The sequence below is a fragment of the Flavobacterium sp. GW821-FHT11G01 genome (assembly GCF_058808175.1).
Genome location: NZ_JBXARK010000004.1, coordinates 106620 through 129667, shown reverse-complemented (window position 1 = coordinate 129667; position 23048 = coordinate 106620). Strand labels below are relative to the sequence as shown.

The following is a 23048-nucleotide window of genomic DNA, read 5'->3' as shown; positions in this document are numbered from 1 at the left end:
TCCTTTTTTCCAGTTAAATTAATATATAAATTATTCCGTTTGAAAGTAGAAATGAATAATATACGTAACTGGGTTATCTTACGTTGTAAAAAAAACTACCCAAACATCATTTAAAACGAGTTTGGGTAGCTAGAAAAATTACTTATTTAGAATGATTTTTTTGGTTGTCATTTTACCATCGGTTATGACCTGAAGGAGATAAATTCCTTGTCCAAAACTATTCAAATCAAGTTGTTGTTCATTTCCTTCAAAAGTGGTGTTCAACAATTGTTGTCCTAAAGTATTGTACAAACGAACGTCAGATTTTGTGTTATTTTCTAAACTCAAATTCAAAATTCCGTTTGTTGGATTTGGATACACTACCAATCCGTCAGCAACTCTTATGTCTTCAACATCGGCAACATCCAACATTTTTCTAGTTCCGGAACATCCAGAAATATAATTGTGCTGAATATCATCAATCCAAACCGTCATTGTAGTAGCTGTATTGTTTTGTTTGATAACAATTGCATCCAAAGTTACAGATGCCCCGCCAACGATTCCGTTTCCAGTTGTGATCGTTGTTCCTACTGCATTTGGTAAAAACCATTCGTAGTAATTCCAGGTTCCGTTATTGATAATTGCAATCGGAGGCAATTCTTCCAATCCGTCAGCATCATCAATCCAGGCAGTTACAACCGCTCCAGCGTTTGCTGTACTTGTTTTCAGCCAGAAACCAAAAGATCCCTGATTACCAACAAATGCCTGATTACTTGCAGGAGTTCCTCCACCAGAAAGTAAACGTACTAACCAGTTTGTAGTTACCGAAGTATTGTCATTCAAAACTGCTTTTAAACTTGCAGTACCGTTTTTGAAACCGTCTGTAGCTCTGGCTAACGTAGAAGTAGTTGCGATACCAACCGTAGAACCCGAAGTAGTTGGACTTTGCGTAAATCTTCCGGCAGAAGCTTCAAAAGTTTCTAATGTAGTAGTTGTATTTGATCCCACGCAAACTGTCATTGTATAGGTATTGCTTCCGCAAGCATTTGAGGCTACCAAAGTAATCATTTTTGAACCTGCAGTTGTAAAACTTACTGATGGGTTTGCAGCTGTACTCGTTGCAGGAGATCCGTTAGGGAAAGTCCAGGCATAAGTAGTTGCTCCCGTAGAAGTATTTGTTAATGTCATGCTCTCTCCAATAGCCAATTCTGTCAAAGGAGCTGTGAAACCTGCTACAACAGTCGCTGCAGGGTTTACTGTTACCAATCCTGTTATTGTTTTAGTATCAGAACCAGTACCATTTGTTGCTGTTAAACTTGCATCGTAAGTTCCTGCTGTGTTGTAAGTAATTACAGGACTTGCAACAGTACTTGTACTTGGTGTTCCTCCTGGAAATGACCAACTGTAAGAAGATGCATTTGTAGAACTACTAGTATAAGTTACCGTTTGTCCTGCACATACTGTAGCAGTTGCTGGTGTAAAATTAGCTACTGGAGCTACAACATCTGGCAAACAATCGATAAAATCAAATTTAATAGCGTCTGCAATAACAACTCCTGTTGTACCTGTTGTACGAATCACCACTTTATGAATTGAACCTGCGCTCAAATCATATCTTCCTAATGAAACCCAGGTTGCATTATTGATTTGTTGATTTACGGTAACTGTGGTTGTTCCATTTTCATGAATGATATCTACAGGAACATTTGTCGGACGGTTTGTACCTGCTGTGAAGTTGATAAACACCTCATATTTACCTCTTTGAGCAATTGATGGTGTAAAAGTTGCTGTTTTTGTACCCTTAGCAGTATCGCCATCATGCACATAATCTGTACCAATATAACCAGTAGTTGCTGCGGTAGAAGTCCATGCGCCTACAAAAGTCGCAGCTAAATTATCAACAGTAATAGAAGTTGAACCCGGCAAAGTACAACCTGCACTTTTTGGAGTAAAACTTACCGGAGTTGAATATTTTGAAGTTCCTGTTGCGGCACTATAACTTCTAATTGTATAGTAATAAACAGTTCCTCCCACTGGAGATTCTGAAACCGCTGCGCTAGTCGTATTCCAGGAATATGTTTTTACAGTATTTACAACATCATTTACCACTACTGTACTATTTGGTGAAGTTGAAGCTGTAAAACCATCTGTATCTGTCCATCCGGTATTGGATTTAGAAACCTGAATACGGTAATCTGCTGTAGCAATTGTAGAATCCCAAGTAAAATTTACCGGAGTACTTATATATATCTGACCAGCTGTAGGAGCTGTAGGAGTTGGAGCATTTGTTACTCCTCCAGCAGCAATTTTCCCTAATAAAACATTCCAACGAGCAGTAGTAAGATTAGGGCAATCTGTTGATAATTTTACGTCATTATGTCCGTAGATAGCACGATTTCCGTTACTAACTCTCCTAGTTTTAGAAATTCCATAACGGTCACAAACATTAATTGCTAAATCTGCCGCTGCATTCAACATTGGCTGACTGTCCCACATGGCCAGGTTAGTAGACAAAACCTCATGTTCTGTACTAACTCCTGCCCCATTCCATTGTGGTTCACCCGTTACACCTTGTGCATAAGCGCGATCAGCTTCACGAACAACCTGAGAAATTTGTCCATCAGAGTTACGAATACAATAATGCGCAGAAGACGGAGTCGTTCTACTACAATCGCTAAACCAGGAAATTGCTCCTTCGTAAGTTCCTGTTGCCATATAGTGTACAAAATAATAATCGACACCATAACCGCTACGTCCTGAACCATAGTTACAAGTCGTAAGTCTTGATAAAGCTCCAGGATAATCAACAGCAGCAACTGCTTCAGTCCCACTTCCTTTTGCTGTAGAGCTTTTTGAAGTTTTAGTTGATGGAATTGTTACGGCATTTCCTTTAATATCAATGATTTCTTTCCAAAGTGTAACCGTTTTAGAACCCTCTTTAATTACCTTAAAGAAACGTTCTGCCAATGAAGTTTTCATAGCTTCGTTTTTCAAACCAGTCAACTCACGAGTAGCATCAAACCAATCTTCCAAACCTTTTGGGTTTTCATTAGTTTGGTAGCTTTTTAGTAAAGCTGCTGCTGCTCTAATATTTGTTTTTGCATCCGTTTTAATAGCTTCCGGAGTAGATTTGATTAATTTTGCAGCGACGGCAATTTGGTTGTTATAATCGCTTTCAATCAATCCCATTACACCCCAAGACCCGTAGAAAGAAGAAGACACTTGTGCCCAGTTACTTTGTACTTGCCCTACTGCCATCAAAATTTCTACAGGAACACCAAATTCTTTGCCTGCATCAGCAAAATATTTAGCCATTGTTCCTACAGACGGATGAGGTCTGTTTAAGTATTCTTTCAAAAGTTCCCCATTGTGATCACAATCTAATTCATCGTGCTTTTGTGCAGCATTTGGCTTTTGAGTCGAAACATTTTTTTTGTTTGTTAAAGCCAAATAATCATCCATATCTCTTTGTAGAAATACTTCGCCATCAGCTTTAACTTCTTTTTTAATTGAAGATTTTACATACTTGTCTGCTAAAGAATACAACTCGGCATCACTTGCCTTTTTGGAGCCTGGCGTTGTCTGCGCCAAACCGGTTGCAACACTTAACAAAACCATAATTGCAGCAATTTGGTTTCGGAAATTAATAGGTTTGTTTTTCTTCATGCTTTTTGTTTTTGTTAATAAATGGTTTAAATTGGTTATGATTAATAGTAAGAAATTACATAAAAAAGTAAATTTTTAAGCATAAAAGAGCCGCCACCTTAGTTGGCGGCCTTTTAGCCTACAAACAAAAATTACTTATTTAAAATGATTTTTTTAGTAGTGATTTTTCCATCTGTAGCAACCTGAAGAAGGTAAACTCCTTGTCCAAAATTGTTCAGATCAAGTTGTTGTTCCGTACCTTCAAAAGTGGTACTTAGCAATTGTTGTCCTAAGAGATTAAACAATCGAACATCAGATTTTATATTGCTATCCAATTTCAAATTCAATATTCCGTTGGTTGGATTTGGATACACGATTAATTCATCAGAAACTTTAATGTCTTCAATCTCTGCAATCTCTTCTGTGTGTGACATTTTTCTAGTTCCGGAACAAGCCGAAATATAGTTATGCTGAATATCATCAATCCAAACCGTCATTGTAGTTGCAGTATTGTTTTGTTTGATTACGATAGCATCCAACGTTACTGAGGCTCCGCTAACAATTCCGTTTCCTGTCGTAATAGTAGTTCCTACTGCAGTTGGTAAAAACCATTCGTAGTAATTCCAGCTTCCGTTGTTGATGATCGCTAATGGAGGTAATTCTTCTAAACCGTCAGCATCATCAATCCAGGCCGTAACAGTTGCTCCAGCGTTTGCAGTACTTGTTTTCAACCAAAATCCGAAAGATCCCTGATTTCCAACAAAAGCCTGATTATTGGCTGGTGTTCCTCCACCGGAAAGTAAACGTACTAACCAATTTGTAGTCACCGTTGTATTATCATTCAAAACTGCTTTTAAACTCGCTGTTCCGTTTTTAAAACTGTCTGTAGCTCTCGCCAGTGTTGATGTTGTGGCAATTCCTGTAGTCGAACCAGATGCTGTCGGAATACTGGTGAATCTTCCTGCTGAACTTTCAAAAGTTTCCAGTGTAGTTTTGGTGTTCGTTCCAACACAGATTGTCATCGTATAAGTATTACTTCCGCAAGCATTTGAAGCTACCAAAGTAATAGTTTTAGTGCCTGTTGTTGTAAAATTTACTGTCGGACTTGCAGCTGTACTTGTTGCCAGAGAACCATTAGGAAAAGTCCATGCATAAGTTGTAGCGCCAGTAGAAGTATTGGTTAAAGTCATATTTTCACCAGTTGCCACTTCTGAATAAGGAGCGGTAAAACCAGCTGTTACTGCTCCTGAAGGATTTACAGTAATTACATTCGTTAATGTTTTAGTATTTGAACCAGCTCCATTTGTCGCTGTAAGAGCAACATTATAAGTTCCTGCAGTATTATAAGTTACAACCGGATTTGCAGCAGTGCTCGTACTTGGGGTTCCTCCTGAAAATGACCAGCTATAAGAAGTCGCATTGGCAGAAGCATTGGTATAAGTAACCGTTTGTCCGGCACATACAGTTGCAGAAGCTGGTGTAAAATCTGCTACTGGTGGCGTAGCATCTGGCAAACAATCTATAAAATAGAATCGTACCGCATCAGCAATAACAACGCCCGAAGTACCTGTTGTACGAATTACAACTTTATTATTAGTACCCGCACTTAAATTATACGTTCCTAACGAAATCCAGGTTCCGTTATTAATTTGCTGATTTACAGGAACAGTTATTGTTCCACTTTCGTGGATGATATCCACAGGAACATTATTCGCACGATTGCTACCAGCGGTGTGATTGATAAAAACTTCATATCTGCCTCTTTGAGCAATTGTTGGAGTAAAAGTTGCTGTTTTTGTACCTTTTGCTGTATCGCCATCATGAATATAATTCGATCCGACATAACCCGTAGTTGCAGCTGTTGCTGTCCAGGATCCTACGAGTGTTGCATCAATATTGTCAATGGTAATTACAGTTGCTCCTGGTACCGTACAATTGGCACTTTTTGGAGTAAAACTTACAGGAGCAGAATATTTTGAAGTTCCCGTTGCAGCACTATAACTTCTAATTGTGTAGTAATATGTCGTTCCTCCTATCGGAGCTTCATAAACTGCAGCATTAGCCTGATTCCAAACATAACTCATAGTTGTATTCACAACATCATTTACCACAACCGTACTATTTGGCGTTGTAGCGCTTGTAAAACCGTTTGTTTCTGTCCATCCGGTTGCAGATTTTGAAACCTGAATACGATAATCTCCATTTGTAACTGTAGAATTCCAGGAGAAATTTACCGGAGAACTCACATACAATTGTCCTTCTGTCGGATTTAAAGCTACTGGAGCAGCAGGCAAACTGCTATAGGTACAACCCGTTATATTAGCACTTTCGTTATTGTTTTTATCTAAAGCTGTTACCAGGAAATAATTATTTGGCGCAGTTAATTGAGCTGTAGTCAACGTAATTTGAGTTGCATTTACAATATCCAAAACTTTGGTACCGTCTTGTTTAAAATTTGGAATATCTGCCTGCGTAGCAAATGCATACACCACATATTTTATAGCCAAATCGCCATCAGTAGCGGCAATTGGAGCATCCCATTTCAAAATATTTCCTTCAAATCGAATATTAGTTGGTTCCAACGGACATACATTATCTTTCCATGGCATCGATGGTGGAAAAGATTTATATCTGTATTGATTATTTTGTAAAGTTGTTGCGATTCCTTTTTCGTTACTCATAATATATTGAGTCGAATAAGAAGTCTGGCCAAAAGTATTGGTCATTCCTGGAATTCTATTTTGATCGATCTGATTTTGAATTTCCGAAGCGGGCCAATTCTGAGATGAGGTACTCGGTAAACGATCATAACCCTGGCTAATATATAAATGTCTGCCATAAGTTGCTACCTGATCATTCCACCATTGCGAAAGTTTGATGTAATCCTGAGAACCGCCAATTTTCCAATATAATTGAGGAGAAATAAAATCTACTTTACCATTTTGCAACCAATTTATTGGATCACAATATAATGCACTATAGGAAGGATTTCCAACAATTCCAGACGGAACACCACTTTTCCAGATACCAAACGGAGCAACACCAAAAACAATGTTTTTATTATTAGTAGTATTGATAACCTGCAAAGCATCATAAACACCTGCAATCATTTTATTCACGTTATCACGGCGCCAATCATCAATATTGCTTATTCCTGTCGGATTATTATTGGCGTAAGTAGCGGCATCCTGATTGTTTGCCATCCCCTGATCCGGGTAAAAATAATCGTCAAAAACAATTCCGTCAATATCATATCGCGAAGCAATATCTTGTACAATACTTATAATATAATTTTTTACAGCAGGCAAACCCGGATTCAAAATTTTAAGATTAGCATTGTTAGAAGCTGTAAAAACCCAGGAAGGATTTAGTTTAGAAACGTGATTATTGGCCAAAGTATAGCCGCCAACACTTGCACGATAAGGATTTAACCACGCATGCAAATCCAATCCTCGTTTTCTACATTCTGTAATAGCAAAACTCAAAGGATCCCACAAAGGATTTGGTGCCACACCTTGAGTTCCTGTTAACCAATATGACCAAGGTTCTATTGATGAATTATAAAGCGCGTCACATTCTGGCCGAACCTGAAAATAAACAGTATTGATTCCTGTAAGAACCAATTTATCCAGAATTGTAATCAATTCGGCTTGTTGAACTGCAGGAGTTGCAGTTCTGTTACTCGGCCAATCTAAATTATAAACGGATGTTAAATAAGTACCTCTCAAATCTGCTTTAGGGCTTGCACTTATCTCAGCGCCACTATTAGAACAACTAAGTGGGATATTGGTTCCCTGGCCTAACATAAGGCCATTAACAGCTATTAAAAAGAATAAATTAAGTAATTTTTGCTTCATAGGTTTGCTTGTTTAAGTTTAATAAAGGTAAATATATCACAAAAACATGCACAAATATCAATTTTAAAACATCATTTTAACTTAAAAAATGCAAAATAACGCATTTTTAAGTTAAAATAACGCATAAAACCTAGTAAACACAAGGAGTGTTTTTTCAAATATGTTCAACAATTGTTAATAAAAATAATCTAAAAGTTTAAAACTTTTTTAATTTTTAAAGAAAAATAATACAAAAATTATGATTTCTGAATAAAAAAAGCCAATCAATTTTGTAAGAGCCAAGCACTTATATACATAATTTAACGAATATTCATTTAAAAAGAATTTATACTGTATCTCTTAACCAAATGATAAAAGTATTGATCTGTCATTCCGTGCTATATATTCTACAACCAAGACTGTTGCCAAAGTTATTATAGCTGAATCTAAAAAAGCCTGACTTTTAGGTCAGGCTTTTTGTAAAATTTTATATTTCTAATAAACATTATTCCATATTATTCTCAGCAAGCCAATCATAGATTTCGGTTTGCGCACGTATGGGTTCATCTGTACTTAAAATATTCAATTCATTATTTCCTTCACTATTTATGATTCTTCTTTTTGTATTGTCTTCTAGTTGTAACTGAATAATTGCATTAATTTCTGCAATGTGTTTTTCATCATACAACGGAAAAGCAACTTCTATTCTTCTATTTAAATTTCGGCTTAACATATCGGCAGATGATAAATAGATTTTTTCCTGGCCATCATTCGCAAATTTGTAAATTCTGGAATGTTCTAAAAACATATCTACAATTCTATAGATTTTTATATTCTCGCTTACATTTTTAATTCCCGGCAATAAAGTGCAAATTCCACGTACAATCAATGTTATTTGAACGCCTGCCCTGCTTGCTTCAATAAGTTTATCAATAATATCTTTCTCATCAACTCCATTTACTTTCAAAAACACAGCAGCTTCTTTTCCTGCTTTTTTATTTTCGATTTCAGTATCTATTAATTCTAATAACTTCTCTTTCATATTAAAGCCTGCCGCCAGAATATGTTTAGGTGCTTCTGCTTTTTTCTTGGTTTTTAAAAATGTAAAGACCTTTTTTAGATCATCTGTATATTTTTTTTCAGAAGTAAAAAATCCAAAATCAGAATAAATATTGGCTGTACTTTCATTAAAATTTCCCGTCGACAAATAATTATAATGTTTTTTATTTCCGTATTTGTCTTTCATTGTCACCATTGCCACTTTAGCATGAACTTTTAAATTCGGCATGCTTTGAATGATTTTTATTCCGGCATTTTTCATTTCTCTGGACCAGAATAAATTATTGTATTCATCAAAACGTGCCTTGACTTCTACAAAAACAGTTACTTTTTTACCATTCTTAGCAGCACTTATCAAAGCATTTGCGATTAATGATTGCGATGAAATTCGGTATAAAGTAATTTTTATCTCAAGAACGTTTCTGTTAATTGCAGCATGATTAAAAAATTGAAGTACATAATAATACGATTGATACGGAAAGTGCAACAATTGATTTTGTTTGTCAATAATTTCAAAAACTGACTTCTTGCTTTCAAAAGGTAAATGTTTGAGACCCGGATAATTTATTCCCTGAAGATTTGGCTTAACAGGATTTGGAAACTTGAATAAATCATAAAGATTATGATGGCTCCCTCCTTTTATCATTTCATCTTTTTTAAGGCGGAAAATTTTTTTACATACCGAAATTGTTTCAGCATCCATATTAGAATCATACAGAAATCTTGTCGATGAACCACGTTTACGTTCTTCAATTTTTGCTTCAATTTTCGCTATCAAATCTCCTGAGTTTTCGTCTTCTATCAAATAATTTTCATCCCGATTTAATTTGATAGCATTACAGGAAACCACTTTCCCGGCAGGAAATATAAGAGATAAACAATTCTTTATTATAGTATCAATCGAAATAATATAATGTGTATCTCCTTGACTTTGCAATTGTTTATATCGATCCAGTTTATCCGAAGGAATATTCAGATAAGCATAATTATAATTGCCTGCTGTATCTTTTAACTTTACCAGGAAATATAAACTTCGATTATTTAAGAAATACGTTTTAGGCTGATTTATTGAAATATAAATTACCTGAATATAAGAGAGAATAATACTTTTAAAATAATATTCGATTTCATGCAGATGCTCTTTTAAAAGCTCTTGATTTTCGTAATATACAATATTATTAGCCGCTAATTCAGGCAGTATTGAACTCTTCCAAACCGTTCCGAATCTATTTTGCTGAAGATTTACTTCGGCGAGAACCTGATCTAATAAATCTGTATTTTTTTTTGATTTTTTGATCAGCAATTTTCTGATTTTAACCCTGAAAAATTCATCCAGATTAGAAGAATGAATAGCTAAAAATTTAATTCGTTCGTATAGTGAATTATTTGAGTCATCAGCTTCATCCAAAATACAATTATTGAAAGAAAGCCAGGAGATTTCTGAAGATATAAGGTGGTTCTGCACGTGTAATAAGCTGCTATTATATGAAAATAAATTGGTTTATGTTTTATTGATACACTTGTAAATTTCAGCATTAATTATCTTAAAATATAAATACAAACAGCCAGTTAACCATAATTTAATTTACCGGTAACATATCTTAATTCGCATAATATCATGATGATAACTGTCTATATGTAGTATTATAACTCTTATATCTGCAAAATATACATCAACGTTTTTACTGACTTCACAAACAACAATAATCCTAATCCTATTAACTTTTTGTTAACGGTATTATAATACCACCAAGATAGTACGATTTCTCTTTTAAGGTACTTACAAGTAGTAAGAATTATAATTCAAAACACACCTATCGATAAAATTTCAAAAACAACGTTTCCGTCGCTGCTGATTATTTTTTCTCTCAGTTAGTTATTGCTATCAAATAATTTATCAAAATCAATGAATTTAAATATGTTATAAACAATTAAACTAGAATTATGAAAAAACAGAATCGAAAAAAGATGTTAAGTAAGGTCTTAATTATGATGTTATCGGCGATTACATTCTCTTGTCAGGATACGACATTAGATGAAGTAGAAACTACAGCTGTGGTAACAAAACAACAAAATACCAAAAAAATCAGCGTAGCAGCAGTTTCTGATTTGGCAAGAAGATGGGCACCTATTCATTATAAAGATGTAGATGCGACAGGAACTTATGCTGAAGGAGGAAAATCAGATTACCTTACTGCTATTAATTATGACAACGACTGGAATGGCGAAAACAACTGGAACAATCTTCCTGCTTATGCTAATTCTTTAGCTGCACATTGTTACTATTCAGTAGTCGAATCAAACACACACTGGTTTATTACTTATGCTTTCTTTTCTCCAAGAGATTGGACAGATAATCCGCTTTTATACCAATTAGACCAACACGAAAATGATTTAGAAGGAGTATTAATGATTGTTGAAAAAAATGGTACTACTTATGGTTCTTTAAAAGGAGCTGTTACCGTAAGTCATTCCGATTTCTTTTCGTATGTACCATCAGGCAGTTCGTATGTAAGCGGATTAGAGAGTGTTGATGGAACATTACAAATGAGAGATTATAATGGAGAATTACATCCTATTACAGCACAAGATGCTAAGGGACATAGTCTTAAAGCCTGGCCGCAGCACGATATAGATGGAGATGGAATTATCTACTATCCTTCGGCAACTGGAACTGCACAAATACCATCTGATAATTACGACAACTATGTAGAGTATAAACTTGTCGATATTTTTGAAAACGGAGGATTATGGGACCAAAGATTTAACACTCAATTGTTTTCTAGTCCAGGCGGAGGATTTACAGGAAATGATTTTAAAACTGGCGGAGCCAATGCTCCATGGGCGTGGAATGATGGAAATGATGCTATTGTACAAGGTGGCGAATTTGCAACGGATCCTGCCAAATTAGCTGATAATTATTTTGACGGCGTAGGCAATTTATCACGCACTTATACTAATAATAAATACAATAGCACAGCGGGGGGTATTGTAACAGTTTATCAAAATTGTAATTATACGGGTTATGCAATTGCCTTGCCTACGGGAGATTATACATTAGCTCAACTAAAATCATATGGTATCGTAAATGATGATTTGTCTTCTGTTCGTTTAGAAAATGGATACAAAATTACAATGTATCAGAATGATAATTTTGGAGGAGAAACTGTTGTAATAACAGGAAACAATAGTTGTTTAGGAAGTTTTAATGATAAAGCCAGTTCTATAAAAATTAGCGCTATATAAACTGACTTTTATTTTGAATTTGCAAAAGCCCATTCTTACTGAATGGGCTTTTTTTATGTTTTAATACCCTTTTAACCGCCATTCTTATTGGTTTTTCGGTTCATAAAGCATTGCTGTGCATAAACAGTTTTTTCTTTCCTTGCTCATCAATATCGGACAGTTTACACATGATTTACAGTTCTCCCAAAACGCTTCATCTGAAGTTAACTCCGAGAAAGTAACCGGTTCAAAACCGAGTTCATGGTTCATTTTCATAACAGCAAGCCCTGAGGTTAAGCTAAAAATACGAGCATCAGGGTACATTTCCCGGCTCAGTTCAAAAATCTTCTTTTTGATTTTTTTTGCAAGTCCGGTATGTCTGAATTCAGGCGCTACAATAAGCCCTGAATTAGAAACATAGTTATTATTTTCCCAGGCAGAAATAAAAGCGAAACCCGCCCATCTTCCATCTGATGCAAAAGCAATGACAGCTTCTCCTTTTTTCATTTTTGTTTCCAAAAATTCTGGAGAACGTCCTGAGATTCCTGTTCCCCGTTCAATAGCAGAAGATAATGTGACCTCACAAATCTGTCTGATCCAAAAAGCATGAGTGGCTCTGGTTTTTTCAATAGTAAAATCAATTGGTTCTTCAGCCTGTTCAACGGTTGTTTTTTTTATATTGTGAAATGAGTCTGAAAAGAAAGAATTTTTCTTAGTTAAGTGTATTGTAGAATTTATTAAAGGGTTTATAATTTTCATAATTGTTTAAGATAAATTGCATTAATTGTGAATTGGAAATATGGAGTAAATAGTTTATAAACAGGACTTAGATTATTTGAGAAATTATCAAAATTGCAATAAAGAAAACAATCATAAATACCATTAAGTTGATGATCCTGTCTTTTCTCTGCATCGATTTATTTGATGCATATAGTTTCGTAATCTCTATTTTTCTTGTTTTATTTGCTTTCATATTTTTTTATTGATAATTTTTTGGATTTGTGTGATGAGTTCATTTGCCTGTTAAAGACAAACGACATGCCAAAGCATTTCATCTAAAAACAAAACTCTAACTATCAATTAATTACAAAACAATCATTCTTTATTTATTTTTAAATACTATCAAAATGATAAGATTAGCTATTCAAAATGATAGTATAATAGTATATTCGTGATCACCGGAATGGAAATTCGAATTGTGTTAAAACGATAAGAGACTCCACAAAAAAACCTCTAAAATCAAATGAATTTAGAGGTTCTAATTTTTTATAGTGATATACTTTCTGCCTAACTAGTTTGATTTTATAACTGCAGGTGGTGTCCATTTTCCGTTTACCACCTCTTCTTTTGGCCAATACGTACGTAAATAAAGTGAAAATACTCCTTTTTCCACAGCAGGCAGCCAATTATTCTGCCATTCACCCTCAAGCGGAATAGATTGAACATATATAGTTAGAGATCCATCGCTGTTGTATTTCATAGTTTTATTCTTTGTTCCCAATGAATATCTGTTCAATTTATTAATTTCAAAAAAATGATGTTCATTGTATAGCGTGAGAGACCAGAATCCGTTTACAGGAGGCAGCTGTCCTTTATCAAAAGTAATTTTATATTTATTAGAGCTATTCAGCCGGACGCCTGCTGAATCTAAATCCTGATAAAAATAACGTGTCTCATTTGGAGCATTTACCAGGATATTTGATTTGGCCACAGCTGTACGCGTAAAATAATCGGTTCCCCACGATGCTCCATTTGCAACAGAGGACCAATGATACGGGAGTTGTATACCCCAATTACGGAATTCAAATAAAGGTTTTATTACTTGTTCGTCGGTTTCAATAGCTGCATTTATCATTGCCTGTTTAAGTTTCGGATCTTTTTTAGCCGCTTCAATTACAGCAAGTATTTGCTTGTATTTTGCTTCCTCTCCTATGAGTGGTTTGGCATCCGCTAGTACTATTGGAAGTTCATCAAAAAAGGTTTCAGGATGCACCCATACAGCTTCAGCCTTTCCTCCTTCGCCTCCTGGAATTTTTTTAATATTAGCCCAGTCAATAGTCTTCATCTTACCATCATAATCCGATAAAGGATACATAACTACTAATTTTAATATTTTCTGAATGATTTTACGATCTTCGTCTGTATCATCCATGAAGATACGGGGTCCTACTAATCCTGTATTGGTCGACGCTCGGAAAACTTTTGTTATTCCTTCTGGCACCTCTCCTTTCCAATTTGGTCCTGCCAATAAATAAAATCCCGGTTTATTTTTATACATTTTACCCAGTTCTGCAAAACCTTCTGTCCGCAAATCAACAATTTGGTATACCCAGAAACGTTCACCAAAATCTGGGACTTGTATAACTACTGGGGACTTGTCTAAAGCAAGACATCCAATACCATAAACTACATCTTGGTTAGGACAGGCCACGGCACGTTCTGTGGGTATTACATAATCAGTGAGCATAGCAAATCGATTGAGTGGCGCCATAATCAGGGGTCCGGACAATGCCATCTCTTTCACATCTTTGAAAGCCATACGTCGATTGTACATGTTTACCATTGGCCATGCCCAGAAATAAGCATCGCGTGCAACGAGTCTTGCGTAATCTTCAGTTATCTTAATGTTTGTATCTGGACCTGGTGGTAATGAATCTGGCAAGTGTTTTAAAGTAGTGCTACTTTTACCTTCATTTGATTCATCAATATTTGTGTTTTTATTTTGATTACACCCTACTAACAGAGCTATTGCAAATAGTGAAATAAGTTCTTTTTTCATGGTATGAAATTTTAATTGCGTTTCGCTTTTAATTAATTCCCTCCTTCTTTGTATCTCAGGATTTTTTTTATTTAATCAATATAAGCTTAGATGTTTCTAACAATATAAAAGAGAATTTCTTCTTCTAATTCTTTCGATAAATTTTCACATTCTAGCTGATGCTGAAAATTCTTTTCATACTTTTTTTTAATTTTTTCTGCTTTTATAATACTGTTACAATACTCATCGCAAATGTTTTTAAATTCTTCATCTACTAAATAAAGGGCGCGTACGGCGTCAAAATTTTCGGCAAATTTTACATTATATAATTCATCAGGCAGTGTCATAAGTTTAAGTTTTGATACCATTCATTAATTTACTCTTTCGACATTTTTACTTTGAATTCATTCTCTACGTTCTGATAAGCATCATTACTTACATCATACACTACTTTTTCAATTTTACCACCTGTAAAATCGAATTTAGCTTTATATTGTTTGCTGACCGGATCGCCGCTGTCACGCCCCACACATAAACCTTCTCCGGAAAGAGCATAATGTCCTGCTTGTGTGCGAAAAGGTTTTTCGTCTACTACTTTATCATCCAAATAAAGCTTCATTTTTCCTAAAGTTTCATTTTTATCGCTCATTTTTTCTTTTATAAATTCTACTCCAACAATATGTTTTCCTGTTGAAGGTGCAGAAGTGCTTAAAACCTGTTGAGGCGATAGTCCAAGGAAATTATATTCGTAGTTAAGTTTTCCATCTTTTACAAATAAAGAATAACCTCCAAAACGTGATCCCTGAGATACTATTACTCCCTTTGTATCTTTTGTAAAATTTACTTCTGTCAGGATTTTAAATGAACGCCCAAGAGTTGGAGCTGCAGAAGCTTCAGGAATTTCTGTTGTGCCTGGATAGTAAATAAAACGACCGTCTGCCGGAACTTCTTTGTGATATTCCATAGCATGAAATTCATTTACGGAAACATCATTTAGTGGCAGTACATGGTATTTTATTGCTTCGTCCATCCAAACCTGTTGTAGCTCTTTTACTTTATCTGGATATTTTGCTGCAAGATCTGTCGATTCTGATCGGTCAGCATCTACATTGTAAAGTTCCCATTGATCCTTATCGAAATTTCCAATATTTACAGGTAATGCACCGTGAACTGCTGTTGCTTTCCAGCCGTCTTTCCAAATACCTCTGGTACCAACCATTTCATAGTATTGTACTTTTTTAGCTGTAGGCGCTTTTGCATTATCAAAACTGCTTAGCATAGAAACACCTGCAAGAGGTGTCTGCTTCACACCTTCTACTACATCTGGCATGGTTACACCACAGGCTTCTAATATTGTCGGTACAATATCGGTACAATGGTAATATTGGCTTCTAAGTTCTCCTTTGGCTTTAATTCCTTTTGGCCAGCAGATAACAAGAGGATCAGCTGTACCACCACTGTAACCAGAATATCTTTTAAACATTTTAAAAGGTGTCGAAAAAGCAGCTGCCCAACCTGTTGGATAATGATTATAAGTATCCTCTGATCCTAATTTATCCATCATGCTTAAATTAACCTTCATGTCATCCGGATAGGCATTAAAAAAATTATTTTCATTTACTGATCCGTTTGGCGATCCTTCTGCCGAGGCGCCATTATCAGCACAGTACATAATAAGAGTATTATCAAACTGTCCAGAATCTTTCAGGTATTTAATGACACGTCCAACCTCAGCGTCGGTAAATTCAGAATAAGCCGCATAAACTTCTGCCATGTGGCTGAATAATTTCTTTTCATCGGCAGTAAGACTATTCCAGGGTCTTACAATATCTCCTTCAGAAAACTTTCCTTTAGGCATAGGATTTAAAGGGGTAAGTTTAGTTCCTTTTGGAAGTATGCCTTTGTCAATCATACGCTTAAGCACCCAGTCTCTGTAAGCTTCGTAGCCATCGTCAAATTTGCCTTTATATTTTGCAATATAATCGGCCGGTGCATGATGTGGTGCATGGTTAGCTCCTGGATTATACCACATAAACCAAGGCTTGTCCGGCTTTGATTGTTTTGAATCCTGAATATAGGCAATTGCTTTATCGGCTAGATCTTTACTTAAATGATAACCTTCTTCTGGCTGTTTTGGCTGATCTATAAAATGGTTGTCTTCTATAAGACTTGGGTACCACTGATTGGTTTCTCCTCCTATAAAACCATAAAATCTATCAAAACCAAGTCCAAGCGGCCAGCGCTCTTTTGAGGAAGCCATGTCCAGGGCATCAACTGGAACATTATGGTTTTTGCCTATCCAGAATGTTGACCATCCGGCCTGACGAAGTACGGTCGCAAGTGTAGCATTTTCTTTTGGAATATGTCCACTGTACCCCGGAAAACCTACAGCAGATTCTGAAATGGAACCAAATCCATTCTGATGATGATTACGTCCTGTGAGTAACGTAGAACGTGTTGGGGAACAAACAGATGTTGTATGCCATTGCGTATAAGTCAATCCATTTTTCGCCAGTTCATCCATTACAGGCATATTGATTCGGCCTCCATAAGGTGACCAGGCTGCAAAACCGGTATCATCATATAAAATTATAAGAACATTTGGAGCATCTTTAGGGGCTTTTGGTTCAAGAAACGCAGGCCAGTCCGCTTTTGAGTCGCGTATATCTAATTTAATATCTCCAGTAAATTTCTTTTCTTCTTGTTTTTTAGGAGGATTCTGCGCCATTATTACTACACTACAAAATAAAATGAGAATTTTAAAGATTTTCATGATTGTAATTTTTTGGGGTTATACAAAAAACTATTAATAGCTGATATTGACAACTTTTAAATATCCTCGAAATTACTTATTTGTGTATTTCCAGTATTTAATTAAAGGGAAAATTATGTTGCAGATTATAATATGAAACCATTTCATTTATAAAGAGTTGAAAATATCTAATCGAGATATTGTTGCTAATAATGGGTTATAGTTTATTATAAAAAGACTCATTTTCGGATTGCGATATGCGCTAAAACATTTCAGCTTTTAGAATGTCCGCTTCGACACCTACTTCGCCTGCTTAACCTAATTACAGATTGTACAACGTGCATTATCAAAATACTTTTGTCCACGAATTTATACACCAAAAGATATTAAGGGTTAAGAAGCAATTCACCCATTCGATTATTTCCATTCAATAGTTCATTCATCACAAAACCATTATTAGATGACTAATCTAGTACAGGATTTGTTGCTAATGTTTTTTACTATTGACTATTATAATGATTGCATTTACTGCTTTTTTTTGGCTAAATTTGGGTTTACTGATTTATCTTTAGTTTTATTTATAAGGAAAAACAATTACAATCATTAAAAAAACAATTCATTAATACATAAAAAATTATGGAAAATTTAAAAAAGGCATACATAGCGGGAGGCTGCTTCTGGGGAATGGAAGACCTATTCCGTGTACGTCCCGGAGTAAAAGATACTCAGGTAGGTTACATTGGTGGACAAAATGAGAACCCAACTTATCATAACCATCCTGGGCATGCAGAAGGCCTGGAAATTATATACGATCCAAATGAAACATCATACAGTGAACTTTTGGATTACTTTTTTAGAGTTCACGACCCTACAACTGTAGATCAACAAGGCAATGATATGGGATCAAGTTATCGTTCTGCCCTGTTTATTCAGGACAAACAGGAAGAAGAAGCTGCCAAAGAAGTAATTAAGATTGTTGAGGATTCAAAAAAATGGCCTGGTAAAGTGGTTACTACACTCGAGACCTATACAAAGTTTTGGCCTGCCGAAGAATATCATCAGGATTATCTTGTAAAGAATCCTAATGGCTACACTTGCCATTTTGAAAGATTTGGCACATTTCTGTAAATTAAAATTCCCTTTAGAGAAATTATACTGTTAAAACCTTTGCTCCTGCAGCAATCGTGCTGAATGCTGCAACGAGCCGAAACTAATTGTTTTAAACGTATTATTTCCTTAATAATCCCATAAAAATACCACAATTGATTACTATTAAAGAATGCCAAAAAGACCAGCTTGATTTATTATTTAAAATTGCAATTCAAACCTATAACGGCACTTATCAATATTTATGGTCAGATAAAGGAGCCTGGTATCTTGAAGAATATTATAAAAAAGAAAACTTCAATGAGGAACTTTCAAACCATGATATTTTTTACTTTTTAGTTTATGACAACGACAAAATAATAGGTTATTTTAAACTAAAAAATGATGTCTTAGCTCTTTATCCTGATAAGCAGTGTATAGAAATAGACAAATTATACTTTCTTAAGCAATATGTAGGCAAAGGAATTGGAAAAAAAGTCATGGAATTTATCTTTTCATTTTCTGAAAAAAAACAATGCAGTGTACTTTGGCTAAAAGTAATGGAAAGCAGTCTTGCCAAATACTTTTATGAGAAACATGGTTTTACAACAACCGAAAAAAGTTATTTAGATTATCAGACAATGCAACCTGAATACCGATTCATACTCACTATGGTTAAAAAAATTGATGTTGTAATTCCAATTAAATGAGCTGGTTACTTTTTCTGTAAATCAATATTTAAAATTAAAACCAATAAAAACTATATTCCCTTCATCAGAATTAAAATAAGCGGCCTGAAGACTAAGAGAGCTCAGTCCGCCAAGCCAGATTCCGCCACCTTGCGAAGTATGCCATTTTTTAGAAAGATCGTTTGCTATCCAGACACGTCCAACGTCAAATCCACCATAAAGACCGAAATCAATCGGAATGAGCCCTGTTTTAAAACTGGCCACTTTTAGTTTAAGATTTGAGCTGTCATATAAACTGTTTTTACCACTGAAGCGTTCGTTACGATAGCCTCGCAAACCATTATTACCGCCAAGAAAAGAAGAATGATAAAAATAATAATTATCACCAAAAATAATTCGGCCCTCAGCAACAGTTTGAAATACCAGATTACCTGAATTGGTAAGTTTATCCTCGAGTCCTATTTTTCCAACAAAATAACCAAAGTTGTTATCACTGTTGTCGGTATTGATTTTCCACCCTGCCTTAGCCGATGCATATAATCCTTTCGTAGAAAAATCTTCTGCATCTCTATTGAGATACATTATAGATGCCTCTGTACCAACATAGTTTTGATGCTCAAAGACAGCGGGATCTACATTGGCAGGAGTAAAAAAACGATCATCCATTTGCTGAATTTCATAACTTTCAAATAAAGCTTTAATTTTAAATTTGTGATATTCTAATCCTGCATTTAAATTCGTCTGTCTGGTTCTTGCACGGTTATAATCTTTACCGAGCGTATTATCATCATTTACTGTTTCGTTTCCATAACCAAAGAAATTATTCGAAAACTTAGTTCCCGAGAAATAGGCTTCGACTAAAAAGTTGATGTGCGGAAAAACATTAAAAAAACTTCCATTATATCCGGCTTCAGCTGACTGATAAGTGAAATAATAATTGGCAAAAATCTCATGTATTTGTTTATGCGGATTTCCATTAAAGGCATTGTAAGTGTAAGTATCTTTAGCGCCCAATACAAAACCGTCATCAGTAGCATAACCTAATACAGGCACTAAAATATTATTGCTTGGAATAAAGTATCTGAAATGCAAATTATTAGTTTCGTAAAGTGAAGAAAACTGTTTTTTTGAAGGCTGTTTGGCATCTATACTATTCTTTTCATAATCGTAGTCATAAATACGGATCTTATCATTATTCTCAAAAGTATAATGGTCTGTTCCATAGCCTCCGATAATCCGTACCAAAATCTCCTTGTCTCCGTCACCACGAACTATAAAATCATCATCTCCATTGAGTCCGTAGATCCAAATCTCACAGGTATTATCAGAATTAATTACTGATGAATAAAAAGGCTGGGCACTATTACCGGCAGAAAATATTTCTATGGCTGTATTACCCTTTGGCTGTCTTGTAATCTGAAAAATATCTTTTTTATCAGTACCATGAATGACGACTTTTTCATTGAGAAAATCAGCATATTCTAAGGCCATAGTATTCAAATTTTTAAGCCTGTTTTTTAATTTAGTTTTAATTTCTTCCAGAGCCTGATCCTGCATTTCTTGTGGAAGGTTTAAAAATGCCTTGTCAATTACAGCGTCAGTTAACCCTTTTTGAATCGATATTGCTTCTTCACTCCAAATAGATGCATCATATTGGGAAACAAAAATCATATCCAGGTTATACGCTTCAGAATTAAACCATTTTACATTATCCAGATTGTCATCATAACTTTGCCAAAAACGGGTTTCCGGAACTCTATTTTTAACAACTGCTAAAGCGGCACCATCAAATTTGGAAAAAGCCGCGTCACGATCTCTGGGTATTGGCGAATAAATGCCTGACTTATTTCCTGTTTCCCTAAGAGCCCATCTCCATTGGTTCTCGTGACGGTCCCAGTCTCCAATAAGCATATCAAAAATTCTGGAGCGAACGTACTGACGTTTATCTATGGTATATTTATCTGTAGCACGCAGCTTTTCAAGAACTTCTATTGTATTTGCAAAATCAATTATTTTACCAGGATTTTCAATTGATGTGTGCTGATAACCCTTAAATTCTTTCTGATCTTTTGATGGTCTTTCTTCAATGTAATAGAGTCCATTGCCATATTTATCATTTAAATCTCCAAATCCTGGCTGTTTGGGGAAATAATATAGCTTTGTGTTGGAATGATTAATCAAAGCTGCTTCTGCCAAATCATTCACCGCCAGCTGGGCATAAGGATGCGCTGTGGTAAAAAAATCTGAGACTAATTCCTCTGTAGCTGTATCATCATATGCATCGGGATTAAAAGCAATTCCTTTTAATTTAAATCGTAAAAATTTGAGCGCGTCTTTATGCAATGAGCGCATTACATATTGCTTTCCGTTTTTACTTTCAAGTCGCAAAGACTGTGACTGATGTCCTCCTCCTTCTTTTAATATAGTGACTCCTCCATATAAAGTATCTAGCAAGGCGGTCTTTACCGTTACCTCTCTGGAATAATAATCACGGTAATGCTTGCCCCAGAATATTTTGTAAAACCACGATTTAGAAGTTTCTTCTTTACTTAATATTTGGGCTTTTGTAGTACCTGAAAAATCAGAAAACGGAGTATTTTTTTGTTTTTCTTCTATATTTGGAAGTGCCTTATTTACTGGATGACGGTATAATAATTTGTTGTTGTCAAAGGAATAAAATTCTACATCTGAAGAACCATCCGCGTAATAATTAAGTTTGGCATATCCCTTTTCACTGGAGCTGTAAATACCTTTATAACTCAATTTTCCGCCCGGAGCTGTTATTAATTCTTTGGAGAGTTTTGTAGCTTCGCTTTTTGAAAGAGAACCGCTGATAATTTGATGAATACCATTTCCTTCTAAATATTGCAGACTGTTTTCATGTCCGGAAACAATAACAATGTTATCAGATAGTTTAGCCAGTGCAGCCACAAAACTAGTTAATTCCTTATATCTGTTATAAGCAATATCCTCTGAACTCGTCCCTCCTAGTTTGCGAACCGTCTTATCAGCCAGACCAATTAGAGGCAAAGGATGTTGATAATCATTAAAACTATATTTACCACCATGTTTGCCATTGCTGAAAATTGGATGATGCATCGCTATAATTACATTTTTAAATGCGGCATCACGTATCATACTTTCCAACTCTTCCAGAAAACGTCTTCTGGTTTTAATATCTGGGGAATCTTCATTTATATACTGAACATCATCCCAGTTTGATATATACCACTGTGAATCAATAAATATAATTTCGAGATTTTCATTAATAGCTACTTTGCTTAAAGGTCTCCCGTTTTTAGGTAAATATCCAACTGTATTATTTGATATACTTTTTACTAAATTCTGGTTCTCTTGTATCTTTCTGCTATTTTTATACTTCCACTCATAATCACCGGGAAGAAAATACGTTTTTCCACCATAACCTTTGCTCATTTCTGTCTGTTCAGTTAACAATACTTTATCAGAAAGAGTATCTTTTAGATGTCCGGATATATTGTCACCCAACAACAAAAAGACAGAATTTTGATCTGTTTGTTTTTTTAAGATTTCGTTAAACTGACTTAAAGTATTGTTATCCGTAGTTTTTTCTCCATAACCTCCAGCTAAATACACAGAATAAACAATCTTTTTATCTGGTGCATCGGTAGTTTTTTCAATCGATCGTTCCTTGAATGTGGCGCATCCTGCTATTTGTAATAAAACCAGGATTACTAAAATGACATTTTTTTTCATAATGTTACGTTTAAATGAAAAATAAAATAGACACTACTAAGCGTACTTTTCTGTACTTTTAATTGTAAATTATCACAATTAAAAATACAATTAAACCACAATATACAATGAGCGAGCCGTTAATGTATGATGTTAAAAATCAAGACATTACAGGTACACCTATATTATCTTTAGCTTTATTTCGTTAATTGATAAATAGGAATTAGTGATATTTAAAAAATCAATACTAGTACACAATTAAGAAGTCATTGCTACTATATTCTAAATTGTTATCGAATGTAATT

11 protein-coding genes are annotated in these 23048 nt (G+C 35.0%); 3 read left to right on the top strand and 8 right to left on the bottom strand.

Features of this window, described 5'->3' with window-relative positions; genetic code table 11:
- Window positions 1–138: 138 nt before the first annotated feature.
- The 3 genes from AC1RRN_RS09350 to ppk1 all read right to left on the bottom strand — a co-directional run bounded on the left by AC1RRN_RS09350 (window position 139) and on the right by ppk1 (window position 9984).
- Window positions 139–3645, bottom strand: a complete 3507-nt coding sequence (locus AC1RRN_RS09350) for a golvesin C-terminal-like domain-containing protein (RefSeq protein ID WP_492967041.1) — start codon at window positions 3643–3645, stop codon at window positions 139–141.
- A gap of 131 nt (window positions 3646–3776) precedes the next feature.
- Window positions 3777–7481, bottom strand: coding sequence for a family 10 glycosylhydrolase (locus tag AC1RRN_RS09345; RefSeq protein WP_492967040.1), 3705 nt, complete (start codon window positions 7479–7481; stop codon window positions 3777–3779).
- Between the two features lie 484 nt (window positions 7482–7965).
- Window positions 7966–9984 (bottom strand): polyphosphate kinase 1, encoded by a 2019-nt coding sequence (ppk1, locus tag AC1RRN_RS09340; protein WP_492967039.1) that lies wholly within the window; start codon window positions 9982–9984, stop codon window positions 7966–7968.
- A gap of 479 nt (window positions 9985–10463) precedes the next feature.
- Here ppk1 and AC1RRN_RS09335 point away from each other — a divergent pair, with 479 nt between their 5' ends.
- Entirely contained in the window at window positions 10464–11765 is a 1302-nt protein-coding gene (locus tag AC1RRN_RS09335) for a beta/gamma crystallin family protein (RefSeq protein WP_492967038.1), read from the top strand.
- 84 nt (window positions 11766–11849) lie between these two features.
- On the opposite strand, the gene AC1RRN_RS09330 is transcribed toward AC1RRN_RS09335, so the two are convergent.
- From AC1RRN_RS09330 to AC1RRN_RS09315, 4 genes are all read right to left on the bottom strand, one after another.
- The gene (locus AC1RRN_RS09330) at window positions 11850–12503 is read right to left on the bottom strand and encodes a GNAT family N-acetyltransferase (protein WP_492967037.1); all 654 of its coding nucleotides are present in this window, start codon (window positions 12501–12503) and stop codon (window positions 11850–11852) included.
- Between the two features lie 532 nt (window positions 12504–13035).
- Window positions 13036–14523: a DUF1254 domain-containing protein gene (locus AC1RRN_RS09325; protein WP_492967036.1), complete on the bottom strand. Its 1488-nt coding sequence runs from the start codon at window positions 14521–14523 to the stop codon at window positions 13036–13038.
- Window positions 14524–14609: 86 nt separating this feature from the next.
- Window positions 14610–14870, bottom strand: a complete 261-nt coding sequence (locus AC1RRN_RS09320; protein ID WP_492967035.1) for a hypothetical protein — start codon at window positions 14868–14870, stop codon at window positions 14610–14612.
- Between the two features lie 8 nt (window positions 14871–14878).
- Window positions 14879–17275 (bottom strand): arylsulfatase, encoded by a 2397-nt coding sequence (locus AC1RRN_RS09315; RefSeq protein ID WP_492967034.1) that lies wholly within the window; start codon window positions 17273–17275, stop codon window positions 14879–14881.
- Window positions 17276–17890: 615 nt separating this feature from the next.
- Here AC1RRN_RS09315 and msrA point away from each other — a divergent pair.
- Complete coding sequence (msrA, locus tag AC1RRN_RS09310) at window positions 17891–18382, top strand: peptide-methionine (S)-S-oxide reductase MsrA (protein WP_492967033.1); 492 nt, start codon at window positions 17891–17893, stop codon at window positions 18380–18382.
- Between the two features lie 134 nt (window positions 18383–18516).
- A complete protein-coding gene (locus AC1RRN_RS09305) occupies window positions 18517–19050 on the top strand; it encodes a GNAT family N-acetyltransferase (RefSeq protein ID WP_492967032.1) in 534 nt (177 codons plus the stop codon).
- A gap of 21 nt (window positions 19051–19071) precedes the next feature.
- Here AC1RRN_RS09305 and AC1RRN_RS09300 read toward each other — a convergent pair whose 3' ends face one another.
- Window positions 19072–22764 (bottom strand): bifunctional metallophosphoesterase/BamA family protein, encoded by a 3693-nt coding sequence (locus AC1RRN_RS09300; RefSeq protein ID WP_492967031.1) that lies wholly within the window; start codon window positions 22762–22764, stop codon window positions 19072–19074.
- Between the last annotated feature and the right edge of the window lie 284 nt (window positions 22765–23048).

Bases quoted from the DNA above. Each gene is read 5' to 3' on its own strand.
- AC1RRN_RS09350 (WP_492967041.1), bottom strand. From the start codon at position 3,645: ATGAAGAAAAACAAACCTATTAATTTCCGAAACCAAATTGCTGCAATT.
- AC1RRN_RS09345 (WP_492967040.1), bottom strand. From the start codon at position 7,481: ATGAAGCAAAAATTACTTAATTTATTCTTTTTAATAGCTGTTAATGGC.
- AC1RRN_RS09335 (WP_492967038.1), top strand. From the start codon at position 10,464: ATGAAAAAACAGAATCGAAAAAAGATGTTAAGTAAGGTCTTAATTATG.
- AC1RRN_RS09330 (WP_492967037.1), bottom strand. From the start codon at position 12,503: ATGAAAATTATAAACCCTTTAATAAATTCTACAATACACTTAACTAAG.
- AC1RRN_RS09325 (WP_492967036.1), bottom strand. From the start codon at position 14,523: ATGAAAAAAGAACTTATTTCACTATTTGCAATAGCTCTGTTAGTAGGG.
- AC1RRN_RS09320 (WP_492967035.1), bottom strand. From the start codon at position 14,870: ATGGTATCAAAACTTAAACTTATGACACTGCCTGATGAATTATATAAT.
- AC1RRN_RS09315 (WP_492967034.1), bottom strand. From the start codon at position 17,275: ATGAAAATCTTTAAAATTCTCATTTTATTTTGTAGTGTAGTAATAATG.
- msrA (WP_492967033.1), top strand. From the start codon at position 17,891: ATGGAAAATTTAAAAAAGGCATACATAGCGGGAGGCTGCTTCTGGGGA.
- AC1RRN_RS09300 (WP_492967031.1), bottom strand. From the start codon at position 22,764: ATGAAAAAAAATGTCATTTTAGTAATCCTGGTTTTATTACAAATAGCA.